This window comes from Frankia sp. CpI1-P (assembly GCF_001421075.1).
Taxonomy (GTDB): domain Bacteria; phylum Actinomycetota; class Actinomycetes; order Frankiales; family Frankiaceae; genus Frankia; species Frankia torreyi.
This window is the reverse complement of the sequence record NZ_LJJX01000046.1, coordinates 36,085-49,334: the sequence shown is the minus strand read 5'-3', so window position 1 is coordinate 49,334 and position 13,250 is coordinate 36,085. Positions and strand designations below refer to the sequence as shown.

7 protein-coding genes and 10 pseudogenes are annotated in these 13,250 nt (G+C 73.4%); all 17 read right to left on the bottom strand.

All coding sequences use genetic code 11. The features are described 5' to 3' along the window. On the bottom strand, positions 1–233 hold a 233-nt coding region (locus FF86_RS24200; RefSeq protein WP_128423620.1), incomplete at its 3' end, for a DUF4277 domain-containing protein. A 366-nt stretch (positions 234–599) separates the two neighbouring features. Then, entirely contained in the window at positions 600–1,604 is a 1,005-nt protein-coding gene (gene hpnH / locus FF86_RS24195; protein WP_009740212.1) for an adenosyl-hopene transferase HpnH, read from the bottom strand. A 378-nt stretch (positions 1,605–1,982) separates the two neighbouring features. After that, positions 1,983–2,064, bottom strand: a pseudogene (locus tag FF86_RS56730) (aromatic compound degradation protein PaaI); the annotation flags it as partial. Between the two features lies 1 nt (position 2,065). Then, a partial coding sequence (locus FF86_RS24190; protein WP_242419433.1) for a PaaI family thioesterase occupies positions 2,066–2,531 on the bottom strand: 466 nt, incomplete at its 3' end. Between the two features lie 94 nt (positions 2,532–2,625). Continuing rightward, positions 2,626–3,300 (bottom strand): annotated as a pseudogene (locus FF86_RS56725) (4-hydroxy-3-methylbut-2-enyl diphosphate reductase); the annotation flags it as partial. 1 nt (position 3,301) lies between these two features. Further along, positions 3,302–3,950 (bottom strand): annotated as a pseudogene (locus FF86_RS56720) (4-hydroxy-3-methylbut-2-enyl diphosphate reductase); the annotation flags it as partial. Position 3,951: 1 nt separating this feature from the next. Further along, positions 3,952–4,575 (bottom strand): annotated as a pseudogene (locus FF86_RS56715) (4-hydroxy-3-methylbut-2-enyl diphosphate reductase); the annotation flags it as partial. Further along, positions 4,572–6,389: pseudogene (locus FF86_RS24180) on the bottom strand (prenyltransferase/squalene oxidase repeat-containing protein); the annotation flags it as partial. The pseudogenes FF86_RS56715 and FF86_RS24180, both read right to left, overlap by 4 nt. A gap of 2 nt (positions 6,390–6,391) precedes the next feature. After that, a pseudogene (locus FF86_RS56710) lies at positions 6,392–6,686 on the bottom strand (squalene--hopene cyclase); the annotation flags it as partial. 208 nt (positions 6,687–6,894) lie between these two features. After that, entirely contained in the window at positions 6,895–7,911 is a 1,017-nt protein-coding gene (locus FF86_RS24175; RefSeq protein ID WP_044887407.1) for a polyprenyl synthetase family protein, read from the bottom strand. A 218-nt stretch (positions 7,912–8,129) separates the two neighbouring features. Further along, positions 8,130–9,668: hydroxysqualene dehydroxylase HpnE (gene hpnE, locus FF86_RS24170; RefSeq protein ID WP_242419432.1), on the bottom strand; the 1,539-nt coding region annotated here is incomplete at its 3' end. Then, a pseudogene (locus tag FF86_RS56705) lies at positions 9,665–9,978 on the bottom strand (squalene/phytoene synthase family protein); the annotation flags it as partial. The pseudogene FF86_RS56705 and the gene hpnE, both read right to left, overlap by 4 nt. A 1-nt stretch (position 9,979) precedes the next feature. After that, positions 9,980–10,235, bottom strand: a pseudogene (locus FF86_RS56700) (squalene/phytoene synthase family protein); the annotation flags it as partial. 1 nt (position 10,236) lies between these two features. Continuing rightward, a pseudogene (locus FF86_RS56695) lies at positions 10,237–10,417 on the bottom strand (squalene/phytoene synthase family protein); the annotation flags it as partial. A gap of 1 nt (position 10,418) precedes the next feature. Next, positions 10,419–10,576 (bottom strand): annotated as a pseudogene (locus FF86_RS56690) (squalene synthase HpnD); the annotation flags it as partial. Then, complete coding sequence (hpnC, locus tag FF86_RS24160) at positions 10,573–11,565, bottom strand: squalene synthase HpnC (RefSeq protein WP_044887410.1); 993 nt, start codon at positions 11,563–11,565, stop codon at positions 10,573–10,575. The pseudogene FF86_RS56690 and the gene hpnC, both read right to left, overlap by 4 nt. A 455-nt stretch (positions 11,566–12,020) precedes the next feature. After that, on the bottom strand, positions 12,021–12,857 hold the full coding sequence (locus FF86_RS24155; protein WP_044887411.1) for an SDR family oxidoreductase: 837 nt from the start codon (positions 12,855–12,857) through the stop codon (positions 12,021–12,023). Positions 12,858–13,250: the final 393 nt, after the last annotated feature.

Sequence of the window (13,250 nt, the reverse complement as noted above, 5' to 3'; positions counted from 1 at the left end):
GCCCAGGCCGCCGCCCAGTCGGCGACCCGGACCATCGCGGTCGGGCAGGTCAACCGGTTGGCGATGAGGACCTCGATGACCTGGCCGTGGGTCAGCCGGGCGTCCTCGCGGACCGGGCAGAGTCGGTCGACGACGCTGGCCACCCCAAGCCGGCGCAGGAAGTCCCGCACGACCGGCAGCGCGCCGAGCATCTTCTCCACGCTCGGAGGTCCATAACCCGCCACGACCGTCACAGGCGGGAACCGTGCCAGGCCCACCACTCCACCCCGCGGCAAACCCGACACGGAACAACCAAAAGATCACGGAACTGTCACATCGCACGAACGTGCGAAGGACAGGGCTAGCCGCCGCGGCCACAGCCCCCTCCGCCAACCCGAGAACGGGAACGACGCGCGCAGGGGGCTGCAGGGGCAAGGGTCCAGGCGGGTCTCTCTGTGGAGACAAACCGGACGCGATGCCCACCAGAAGGACCCCTGTAGCCGGCTTCCCACGCAGCCTCCCGCAAACGCCAAACGCCGCCCCGACCGTGGGAGCGGTCGGGGCGGCGTTTCGTCGTGCAGGCTGTACGGCGGCGGGAGGGCCGCCGCCGGGTCAGACCGTCAGACCTGGCGGACGGCGCGGATGGACTCCTTCAGCGAGCCCATCGTCGCCAGCACGGCCGAGGTCTCGTAGCCGCAGTGCGCCATGCAGTTCGCGCACCGCGGGTCCTTGCCGCGACCGTAGGAGTCCCAGTCGGTGGTCTCGACGAGCTCCTTGTAGGAGGAGACGTACCCGTCGCTCATCAGGTAGCAGGGCTTCTGCCAGCCGAACAGCGAGTAGCTCGGGATGCCCCAGGCGGTGCAGTCGAGCTCCTTCTTCCCCTCGAGGAAGTCCAGGAAGATCGGCGAGTGGTTGAGCCGGAACTTCTTGCGCCGGCCCTCCGCGAAGACCTTCCCGAACATCTCGCGGGTCTCCTGGACGGCGAGGAAGTGCTCCTGGTCCGGAGCCTTCTCGTACGCGTAACCCGGCGAGAGCTGGATCTGGTCGACCTTGAGGTCGTCGTTGAGGAAGGTCAGGATGTCGATGACGTCCTGCGGGCTGTCGTTGTTGAAGAACGTGGAGTTGGTGCCGACCCGGAAGCCGGCCGCCTTCGCCGCGTGGAAGGCCCGCACGCACTCGTCGAACGTGCCCTCCTTCTCCACCACCGAGTCGTGCCGCTCGCGCAGCCCGTCGATGTGCAGCACGAAGGTGAAGTAGGGCGACGGGGTGAAGTTCTTGAGCTTCTTCTGCAGCAGCAGGCCGTTCGTGCACAGGATCACGAACTTCTTGCGCTTCACCAGCTCGTTCACGATCTCGTGAATCTGCGGGTGCATGAGCGGCTCACCGCCCGCGATCGCCACGACCGGAGCGCCACACTCCTTGACCGCGGCAAGCGCGTCCTCGGGGCTCATCCGCTGCTTCAGGACGGACGCCGGATGCTGGATCTTCCCACAGCCCGTGCAGGACAGGTTGCAGGCAAACAGTGGCTCCAGCTCCAACACGAGCGGGAAGTGCTTGCGGCGCCGCAGTTTCTGCTTCGCCAGGTAGGTACCGATACGGAGCTGGTACCGCCACTCGACCGCCACGGCGTAGCTCCCCTCTCCTCAGGTCGCCGGTGGGATGACCGATGATCTCTGCACTGACCATACAGGCTGTACGTACAGCCTGCATGTGGATCGAGCGATGAACTGTCGCACAGCCGTGTCCCGTAGCCGACCCGACCGTCCGAGCAGCCGGTCGCGGAACGTATTCGGCCAGGTCAGAGCCCTCGCTCGACGGCTCAATGACGCCGATGACGGCCTCCACCGGCCTCGCATCGTCAACCTTCGACGAGGCGTCGGAGGTGTGGGGACAACCTCCAACTCGCCCGCAGGTTCCACTGGCCGGACGACGGGATGCCGGCGACGACACTGACCCGTCACGCAGCGTCACACACCTTGGGGTTCCCGGCGACCGGAGCCGTCTCAGGCGAGGATCAGGCAGCTACTGCTGGCCGTGGCAACAATCTTGCCGTCGTCGTCGCGGACGTCCCCCTCGGCGAAGGCCNCCCGGCGCCCCGGCCTCGTGGTCCAGCCGTGCGCCGTCAGCCGGTTGGGCCGGCCCGCCGCGATCCGCACCGGCCGCAGGTAGTTCACCTTGATCTCGATCGAGGTGTAGGCGACGCCGGCGTCGAGCGTGGTCTGCACCGCGCAGGCGGCCGCGGTGTCGAGGATCGTGCAGAGCAGGCCGCCGTGGACCAGGCCGATCGGGTTGTACGCCGACTCGTCAGGCTGGCAGGTAAACACCACGTCGCCGCGCGCGACCTCGACCGGCCGGAAGTCGAACAGCCGGGAGATGGGCGGCGGCGGGATATGGCCGTCGCGCATCGCGGTCAGGAACTCCAGGCCGCTCAGGGTGGCTGCGGCCGACGCGACCCGGATCGGGTCGTACCAGGTGACGGACTTGCTACGCGGCTCGCCCCACAGCGCGGGGTCGGGCTCGGGAACGGCGGGCGCGGATTCCATCGCGGTCATGGTCAGCAGCCTAGGGAGACGCCGGGGGCGGGGATCGCGCACGGCGATCCCCGCCGAGCGGTCGGGCAACCGGCGGTCGGGACCGCGAGTCGGATTACGACGAGCCGGGTACGTGCGCCGGCGAGGCGGCGCCGGCCGCAGTGGCGCCGGCCGCAGTGGCGCCGGCGCGGCGCAGCTCCTTGGGCAGGTGGAAGGCGACCGTCTCGGTACCGACGGATCGGGTGGTCACGTCCGTCGTGCCGAGACCGGACAGCGCGGCGGTGAGTTCCTCCACCAGTGACGGCGGGGCCGAGGCGCCGGCGGAGATGCCGACCGTCTCCACCCCGTCCAGCCAGGACAGCTCCACGTCGCCGACGTTCTCGACGAGGTGGGAGGCCACCCCGTCGCGCCGGCTGACCTCCACCAGCCGCACCGAGTTCGCGCTGTTGGCCGACCCGACGACGAGGACGAGCTGCGCCTCCTGGGCGACCTTGCGCACCGCGTTCTGCCGGTTGGACGTGGCGTAGCAGATGTCGGCGGACCCGGGGCCGACGATCGCCGGGTAGCGCTCCTTGAGCGCGTCGACGACCTCCTCGGCCTCGTCCATCGCCAGCGTGGTCTGCATGAGGTAGGTGACCCGCTCGGGGTCGGGGACGTCGAGGGAGTCGACCTCCTCGGGCGACTGCACCAGCCGGATGCGCCCGGGCGCCTCGCCCAGCGTGCCGTCGACCTCTTCGTGACCGGAGTGGCCGATGAGCAGCACGGTGTCGCCTCGGGAGGTGAACCTGCGNGCCTCGGCGTGCACCTTCTCGACCAGCGGGCAGGTCGCGTCGATGACGGAGAGCTGGCGCCCGTCGGCCTGGTTCCACACCGCCGGGGCCACTCCGTGCGCGGAGAAGACCACGGTCGCGCCGGCGGGCACCTCGTCGAGCTCCTCGACGAAGATTGCTCCGCGGGCGGCGAGGTCGGCCACCACGTGGGAGTTGTGCACGATCTGCTTGCGGACGTAGACCGGCGCGCCGTGGAGCTCCAGGGCGCGCTCGACGACCTCGATGGCGCGCTCGACCCCGGCGCAGAACGCCCGCGGCTCGGCGAGCAGCACGGTGCGCCGGCCCACCGCCGCTGCCCAGGCGCCGATCGGCAGGCCGAGCCGGCGCATCGTGCGCAGGCCCAGCACGCCGCGGCGGACCAGGTCGAGGCGGCCAAGCGGCTCGTCGGCGGTGTCGACGATGACCCGCACCGCGGCGAACGGGACGTCCCCGACCCCCGCGGCGATCGGGGCGCTCTCCATGTCGACCGCGATGGCGCCGGTGGCGGCGAGCCGCGTGCGCTCGTCGCCGGTGGCGACCTTCGCCACGGTGACGATCGGGCCGACGTGGACGGTCAGGCCGAGCCGGCGCAGGTCACCGGCCAGCAGCGGGGCGGACGCGCAGCGGGCGGNGACCGAACCGTCGGCGGCGCGGACCTCGCTGGCGACGACGATGTCCCCGGGCTTGATCCCGGGGGCGAGGCCGCCGGACAGGCCCACGATGGCGGCGGCGTCGGGGCGCGCCTGACGGACCACCCGGGCGGCTCGGCCCGCCTTGTCGGGGCCCATCCCGGTGCGCACCATGACGGTGTCCGAGGGCAGGCCGGACCGGCCGGCCGCCATCGCCTCGAAGCGCAGCGCCGTCGCGACCACGAGCCGCCCGCGGCGGCGGGGCCGGGCCACGGGCGCGGCCGGCTCGGCGGGCCGCGGCGGCGCCTGCACGCCGCCGGCCGGCGCCCCGGCGGACGAGCCCACCGCGGCGGACGGGCCCACCGCGGCCGGGCCTGCGCCCGCCGGTGCCGGCGCGGTCGCGACGCTCGCCGAGCCGCCGCGGCCCGCCGCGGCGACGAGCGGCAACGCGGCCGGCGCGCCCGGCCGGCGCGCCCCGGCGGACGAGGGGACCGACGGCGACGCCGGGTCCTGGTTGGGGATCACGGCGGGTCCCCCCGCCGCGGCCGCCGGGGCCGTGCGGTCGGCGGGGGTCACGACAGCGTCGGGAGCGGTCCCGTCGCCGCCCGGGGAGGTGGAGGTGCTCATGGTGTGGCCACCCCGGTCAGGCCCACGTACCGGCCGAGCGCGGTCAGCGGGAAGACCAGCCGGTACAGGTGGTAGTTCAGGGAGAAGTCGCCGGGGAAACCGGTGCCGGTGAAGTAGGGCTCGTCCCAGGTGCCGTCCGGCCGCTGGGTCTCGCACAACCAGCGCACCCCGCGCTTCACGGCCAGGCTGTGCGGGTCCACCGCCAGCAGCGCGAGCAGCGCCCACGCCGTCTGCGACGCGGTGAGCTCGCCCCGGCCGATCCAGGCGGGGTCGGTGTAGGAGCGCAGGTCCTCGCCCCAGCCGCCCTCGGGCGACTGGTGCTCGAGCAGCCACCGCACCGCGGCGGTGATCGCCGGGTGGTCGGTGGGCACCCCGGCGCCGATCAGCGCCGGCACGACCGCCCCGGTGCCGTAGAGGTGGTTGACGCCCCACCGGCCGAACCAGGAGCCGCCCGGCTCCTGGTTGTCCAGCAGCCACTGCACCGCCCGCTGGGTGATCGGGTGGTCGGAGCGGCCGAGGTCGGCCAGCATCTCCACGATGTGCGCGGTGACGTCCGCCGACGGCGGGTCGACCACCTCGCCGAAGTCGCAGAACGGGATCTTCGTGGTGAGCGTCCGGACGTTGTCCGCGTCGAAGGCACCCCAGGCGCCGTTCGACGAGCGCATCCCGACGCTCCAGTCGACCCCGCGGGCCGCCGCCGCGCGCATCGCCGCGGCCAGCCGCGGGTCCGCGTCCTCGACGGTGTTCACCGAGGGGGCCTCGGCGCGGCCCTGCCGGGATGCCGGCGGGGCGACGTGCCCCGCGCCGAGCAGCCGCCGCAGCGCCAGCACCACCTCGGCGGTGTCGTCGACGTCCGGGTAGAAGTCGTTGTCGAACTCGAACGCCCAGCCGCCGGGGGCGAGCTCGGGGCGGCGCACCGCCCAGTCCCCGGCGACCCGGACCTCCTCGTCGACCAGCCACCGGCCGGCCTTCACCATCGCCGGATGGTCGCCGGGGACGCCGGCGTCGGCCAGCGCGACGACCGCGAGCGCGGTGTCCCAGACCGGCGACTGGCAGGCCTCGATCTGGCGGATCGGACCCTCCGGGGTGTCCCGGCGGATCACGTACCGCTCCATTCCGCGAAACGCGGTGGCGATCACCGGGTGGTTCAGCGGGTACCCCATCAGGTGCAGCGCCATGACGGAGTAGACCCAGGGCGGCTGGATGCCGCCCCAGCACCCGTCGGCCTCCTGCCGGGCGACGACCCACTCGGTGGCCCGCCGCAGCGCCAGGGTGCGCAGGAGCTTGATCGGCCGGCGCTCGTAGCGGTGCAGCAGCTTGTCGAGTCGCTCGAAGGCGCCCTCCCAGCTTCGCAGCGGGGCCGGCTTGCGCCCCGCCGCCGGCACCTTGAGCTCGTCGATGGTGAAGCCGAGGTCGTGCGACGGCCGCAGGGAACCGACGATCGTCAGCGCGACGATCGTCTGGCGCGCCCAGCAGGCGAAGTCGTAGACGTTCAGCGGGATCCACGACGGCAGGAAGATCAGCTCCGGCGGGATGACCGGCACGTCGTCCCAGGACCACTGGCCGAGCGCCGCCAGCCAGATCCGGGTGAACACCCGGGAGGCGGCCACCCCGCCCTGCGCGCGCACGAGCTCCGCGGCCCGCGCCATGTGCGGGGCGTCGACCGCGTCGCCGGCGAGGCGCAGCGCGATGTACGCCTCGATGGTGGTGGACAGGTCGGCCGGGCCGCCGTAGAAAGTGGGCCAGCCGCCGTCCGCGAGCTGCTGGGAACGGATCCAGCGGGCGGTCTGCTCGGTCTCGTCGTCGCCGCGAATNNCGAGGAACTGCTTCATGAACAGGTCCTCGGCGTCCATCGTGACGTTCGTCTCGAGGTCGCCCTTCCACCAGCCCTCATCCGACTGCAGCGCGAGGAGATGGTCCCGCGCGCGGGCCGCGGCGACGCCCGCGTTGATCGGGCCGGCCGTGTGCGGCCTGCCGGTACCGGCGGGCAGCGGTGGTGAGGACCGGGAGATCCCGTAGGCGTCGGCCGTGGCGGGCACCGGGATGGTGGGCCGCTTCGGGCTCTTCTCGGCAGTCGGAGCAGCCGGGGACGGGTCCGAGGTCAGGCTCATCGACGACTCCCCTCGTCGTACGTGCGATGGTCAAGCGGGCGATCACCAGGCTGATCGCCGGTCTGTCCGGCGTCGCGGCGGCCCGGTGGGGCCGCCCGCCGGTCGAGCCGTGGCGGGGCGCCGCCCGGCCTCCCGGCATCACCCCGGCCTGGTACGGGGCGGCGGGTGGACCAGGCGGCATGGGCGCCTGTGCTCACCTGCGGCCTCCTCAGCGATCGCGCTCGGTCACGAAGCGGGCGAGGGCGAGCAGCTCCGCCTCGACCGCGGCCGGCATCGACAGCGAGCGCAGCACGTTCTCGCACGCCTTGAGCTGCCGGTCGGCCTCGGCGGTGGTCCAGTCCCGCCCGCCCGCCTGTTCGACCAGTTCGGCGATGTGCGCGAGTTCCGCCTCACTCGACTCCCCGGTGCCGACGAGGAAGGCACGCAGTTCCTCGGCGGCGCCGCCGCCGGCCTCCAGCGCGACCACCACCGGCACGGACTTCTTGCGGGAACGCAGGTCCGACAGCACCGGCTTGCCGGTGACCGCCGGGTCGCCCCAGATGCCGAGCAGGTCGTCGATGAGCTGGAAGGCCGTGCCGAGGCGGGAGCCGTACTCGGCGAGCGCGTCGACCATCTCGTCGGCGGCGCCGGCGAGCACGGCGCCGAGCGACGCCGAACAGGCCAGCAGCGCGCCGGTCTTGCCGTCCTCCATCCGCAGCGTGTCGGCCACGGTGACGTCGGACCGGCTTTCGAACATCAGGTCCTCGGCCTGGCCGCGAACCAGGTCCTGGACGCCGGCGCCGAGGATCAGCGCCGCGCGCCGCGCGGCGTCCCCCTCGACCTCCAGCAGGACCTGGGTGGCGAGCCCCAGCAGGGCGTCGCCCGCCAGGATCGCGCCGTCGGCACCGAAGACCGTCCAGGCCGTGGGCCGGTGGCGGCGCTCGGTGTCGCCGTCCATCAGGTCGTCGTGCAGCAGCGAGAAGTCGTGCACGAGCTCGACGGCAACCGCGGCCGGCAGGCCGACCTCCGCCGGCGCGCCGGCCGCCTCGGCGGACAGCAGCGCCAACGCCGGGCGCACGAGCTTGCCGCCGCCACCGGGCAGCGGTTCGCCGGCGGCGTCCACCCAGCCGCGGTGGTAGGCGACGACGTGGCGAAGGCGCGGGTGCAGGCGGTCCACCACGGCGCGCAGCGCCGGCACGGTGAGGGTCCGCCCCCGCTCGATCGCATCCGGAACCGTCATGGTCATACCGGGAATCCCCCTGTGGATGAGTGCCCTGGCTGGCCGGTGGGCACCGGCCCGGTGACCGCCTTCGTTGCGGCGGTCACCGTGTTCTCCCCCCGTGGATCCGGAGAATCCGACGAATCCGATGCATTCGGTGCAACCGCTGTATCCAGCACAAGCGATGGGTCTGATGAAGGTGTGGTGCTCGTGGCGGACGCCCCGTCGGCGCCCTGCCGCGGAANGGCGCGAGCCGATGTCGGTGATGGTCCGGCGGCCCCCCGGTCTCCCCCGGCGGACCCGGCCAACCCGTTGACGACGACCCCCATGCCGGCCAGGCTCTCACGGGTTGCAGCGAGTCCGCTACGCACAGCAGATTCCATGGTCGCTGGCCACCCGGTGTCGGTCCAGGTGCCGGCCAGAGCAAAGCCGGGCAGTCCGGTCGAGGTACCCGGACGCAATGCGAGCGAACCGGGCGCCTGCCGGAAGGTGGCCGTGCGCTCCCGGGTCACGAAGACCTCGAGCGGCGCGGCCGCGCGGGCGGCCGGGAACAGCCGGGCCATCTCGTCGACGAACAACGTGCGCAGCTCGTTCGCCGACCGGTCGATCCACGGCTCGGCAGCCGACTGGGACAGCGCCAGGTACTGGGCACCCGGCGGGCCCGAGGCGGCCAGGCCGGAGGAAATCGTCCGGTCGAAGATCCACTGGATCGGCGAGTCGACGACGGCCAGGAACGGCCCCTCGATCACCTGCCGTGGATAGATCATGTGCACGTTGATGATCGGCGAGTCGCCCAGCTCGCGCAGCCGCTCGGGCCGCGGGCCGGCGCCGGCCGGCAGCAGGTCCGCCGCCGCCGGTGGCGGCACCGCGAGGACCACGGCGTCGGCGCGCAGCCTGCCCGCGGCGTCGGTGCCGGGCACCGCCTCGCCGCGGTTGGTGCCGCCGGCGGTGACCGCGAGCTCCCAGCCGCCGCCCGCGGCGGTGATGGCGCGGACCTTGGCCCCCAGGTGCACGTCGGCGCCGGCTGCGGCCAGGGCGGCCATCGCCGCGTCGCCGTGCAGCCGGGCCAGCGGGACCTCCGCCCAGCCGAGGTCGCCGGCGTCGGCGCCGTCCAGCAGGCCCGTGCGCACGACCTTCGCCGCCAGGCCCAGCGAGGCCTCGGCGGCCGGCGCGTTCAGCGTCGCCACGGTCAGCAGCTCCCACAGCGCCTTCGTCGCTGCCGGGCCCTGGCCGTGGCTGGTCAGCCACGCACCGAACGACCGCTCGTCCACCGCCGCGGAGCGCTGGTCGAGGCGGCCGAGCTGGAAGGCCGCGAGCCCGGCACGCAGCCGCTCGGCGAGCGGCAGTGCCCGGTAGCCCAGCAGCGCCGGGGCCAGGTGCAGCGGCGCGGGCAGGCGCACGCTGGTGCGCCGCAGCCGGGTCCGGGTGAGCGAGTCCCCGAGGAGCACCGGGACGTCCAGGCGGGGCTGCAGGGTGGTCAGGTGCTCCACCCCGAGGCGCGCCAGCAGCCCGCGATAGGCGGTGCAGCAGCGCATGAACACGTGCTGACCGGTGTCGATCCACAGGTCTCCCCGCCGGAACGACGTCGTCTGGCCGCCCAGGCGCGGCCGGGCCTCCAGCAGCGTCACCCGCGCGCCGCTGTCCACGGCGAGCAGCGCCGCGGCCATCCCGGCGAGACCGCCGCCGACGACGACCAGGTGTGGTCGGGACTCGTCCCGACCCGCCGCCACAGCCGCGCCGGCCACCCCGGCCGCCTCGCCCATCCCGCGTGCCCCGGAAGTCATGCGGCGCTCGTCTCCGGTCGCCCGGCGAGGCTGCGGGCGGCGACGACCGCCTTCTGCCACCCCGGCAGCGCCAGCCGACGGTCCAGCACAGCAGCCGGTTCGTTCTTGATCCGCCGGTTGAGCCGCAGGTAGATGCCGGCCATCGCGCCGCAACAGGCCGCGCTGCGCCGGTCGAGCAGGTCGAGTAGCACCATGCCGCGGTCGTACCATTCCTCGGCCCGCTGCGCCGAGGACCGCAGGTAGCCCAGCAGTGCCGTCGGCGGCCCGCCGAGACGACCGCTGGCGTCCACGGCGAGCTCGATCCCGGCGGNCTTGAGCTCCTGCGCCGGCAGGTAGATACGCCCGCCGAGCAGGTCCTCGCGGACGTCGCGCAGGATGTTCGTCTGCTGCAGGGCCACCCCGAGGGCGTCGGCGATGGCCGGGGCGGAGCGGTCGGAGGCCGCCTGCTCGGTGCCGAAGATGCCCAGCGAGAGCCGGCCGATCGTGCCGGCGACGAGCCGGCAGTAGCCGACCATGTCGTCGAACGTGTCGTACGTGGTGCCGTGCACGTCACTCTCGACGCCGTCGNCAAGCTCGATGAACGCCTCCAGCGGGATCGGGAAGCGCCGGGCGGCGTCGTCGAGGGCGACGTACATCGGGTCGGAGCTACCCGCGCCCAGGTTGTTGACCTCGGCCCGGACCTGGGCCAGCCCGGCGAGCTTCTCCTCGGCCGGCAGGTCCCCGTCACCGATGTCGTCCAGGTGGCGGGCNAGCGCGTAGACGGCGCTGAGCGCGCCCCGTTTCTCCGGGGGCAGCAGCCGGATGCCGTACGAGAAGTTCCGCGCCGCCTCCTTGGTCAGAGCCTCGCAGGCGGCGTACGCCTCGGCCACGGTCGGCCGGCGCGCCGAGTTCGACGCCGGGCTGTTCATCGACCCTCCTCCGAGCCGCGTCGGGCCGCGACGCCGGTCGCGCTGGTCGCGGTCGCCACCGCCGCGGCGGTGCGGGCCGCCGCCGGCGCTCCCGGAGCCACCGACTGCGCGAGCGCCACCAGAGCGAAGCGTGCCATCCGCGGCTTGGGTGCCTTGGGCGGGCCGCCGAGCACGTCGTAGCCAGCGCGGCGGATCGCGTCGAGCGCCGCGCGGCCGCCGCCGACGAAGCCGGCCAGCGCCAGCCTCAGTCTGCCCGGCACCATCGAGACCAGCGGCGCGCCCTGGTCGATCACGGTGCGGGCGCGGCTGACCTCGAAGGCCATCAGATGGCGCACCGCCGGGCTCGCCACCTTCGCCCGCAGGTCGTCCTCGGTGACCCCGAAGGTGTCGAGGTCCTCCTGCGGCAGGTAGATGCGCCCGGCGGCGAGATCCTCGGCGACGTCCTGCCAGTGCTCGGCGAGCTGCAGCGCGGTGCACACCCGGTCGGAGAGCACGACCCGGTCGGGGGTGGCGAGCCCGAACACGCCGAGCACCATCCGGCCGACCGGATCGGCCGACAGGGTGCAGTAGCGGACCAGGTCGTCGAACGTCTCGTAGCGGGTGACCCGCTGGTCCTGGCGGTTGGCCTCGACGAGCCGCTCGAAGGGCTCGGCGGGCAGGTCGCAGGTGTGCACCGTGCGCGCGAGCAGGCGCAGGACGGGGAGCTCCGGCTCACCGCCGGCCCAGATCACCGACAGATCGTCGGCGAGGCGGTCGAGCAGGATCAGCCGATCGCCCGCGGCCTCGTCGCCGATGTTGTCGACGAACCGACTGAAGGCGTACAGGGCGTTGAAGTGGGCGCGCACGGCCGCGGGCAGCACGATCGGCGAGACCGGGAAGTTCTCCGCCGGCGCGGCGCGCAGGAGGTGTTCGGCGGGAGTGGACAGGCCCGTCGCGCCCGACAGCGCAGGCGTGCGTGGTGGGCCGGTTGGGGCGTCGATGGCGGTCATACGCCTCTCCTTCGATGACGGTCTGCACTCCGGGCGCGGTGTGCCGGGATGGGGGTCCCCGCGGAGGCCGCGGCCGGCGCCAGAAACCTGGACAGCGCCGGGACCTTGGTCGGCGCCAGGACCTTGGGGCAGCGCCGAGGCTCGGCGGGTTCTGCGCTGGCGACGACCCGGTCCGCCGACGGGACCAGGGCGCCCGTTCGCACCGGAGGTCATGGGCGCGCCTCACGCGGACCTGCTCCGCAGGTCCGGACGGACCGGCTCAGGCGACCGGTCCTGGCAGGCGCGCCATGGTGCCACCCGGGGTTCCGGCGGCGCGGGGCCGACGGCGCCATGCGCCGCCGGCCCCACCCGGCGCGTCTGCCGCCGACGGCCCGAAGGCCGCCGGAGCTGTGGTCGGTGTCACTCACCCCCAATTGGCGACACAGGCCAGCCGGCAGCACGCTCCCGGTACCGGATCATCCGAAGACACCCGCCAACCTGCGGTACAGCGACGGCACCGCGCCGTGGATCCGCACCGCGCCGAGCAGCCAACCTGGCACCCAGACCTCCGCGCTGCCCCGTCCCGCCGCCGCCAGCATGCGCTCGGCGACCAGCGCGGCCGGGATCGGCCGCGGCCATCGCCGAACGTACGGCGCCCCGCGGCGGTGGAAGAACGGGGTGTCTACGACGCCAGGTAAACACAACGTCACCGTGATGCCACGTCCGGCGACTTCGGCCCGCAACGCGTCCGCGAAGCCGACCATCGCCGCCTTCGTCGCGGAGTAGGCCACCTCGCCGCGCACGCCGAGCGCACCGGCGATGCTGCCGACGATCAGGATGCGCCCCTGCCCACGATCGAGCATGGCCGGCAGCATGGCCCTGACCAGCGCCATCGGCGACAGGACGTTGACCGCGACGAGTTCCGCGATCGCCTCCGGCGACATCACGTCGAACGGGCCGGCGGCGCCGAGCCCCGCCGAGCACACCAGCAGATCGACGTCGCCGAGCAGCTCACTGGCCCGGGAGGCGACCGCCACCTCCGAGCCGGCGGCCGACAGGTCGACGGAGATGCGGTGACCCTCCGTGGCGGCGGCGACCTCATCCAGCGCCGCGCCGTTACGGCCGACCAACAGCGAGCGGCAGCCGCCGGCGGCCAGCAGCAGGGCGGCCTCCCGGCCGATGCCGCTGGATGCGCCGGTCACGACGGCCGTTCGAGGCGGCCAGGTGGCGGGGGCTGTGCCCGTTCGCGCGGTCCGGTTGGTGAGGACGGTCAACCCTCCCTCACGGAAAGCAGGCCGGGACCGTGTGCTCATGACACACCACTTCCGGTCGTTCCTTTCACGCAGTTCTCCCCCGCGGGCACTGGTTGCACGTCACCTGCTGCTTTCCCCACTCATCTCGCCCCGCGTCGCGAGGTGGCCCGACCGAGCATGATCGGCATGGTCCGATGGCACGAGCTCTCCCGTCGGACCACCGCTTCGACCACACTCGATGGCCGTGCCGATCCGGACAGCTACTGCTTCTCAAGCGTCGGACTCCAGGACCCCGGGCGCGCGAGCGCCACCAGGTCCACGACTCCCACCATTTCACCGTCCCGCAGTCGGATCGTCCATGGTCAGATGGGCGACATCGGGGCGGGCGGATCACATGCGCGGCTCCGGACTCCCTATCACACTCCCTCTATCGTCACGACCCCCGCTATCGGA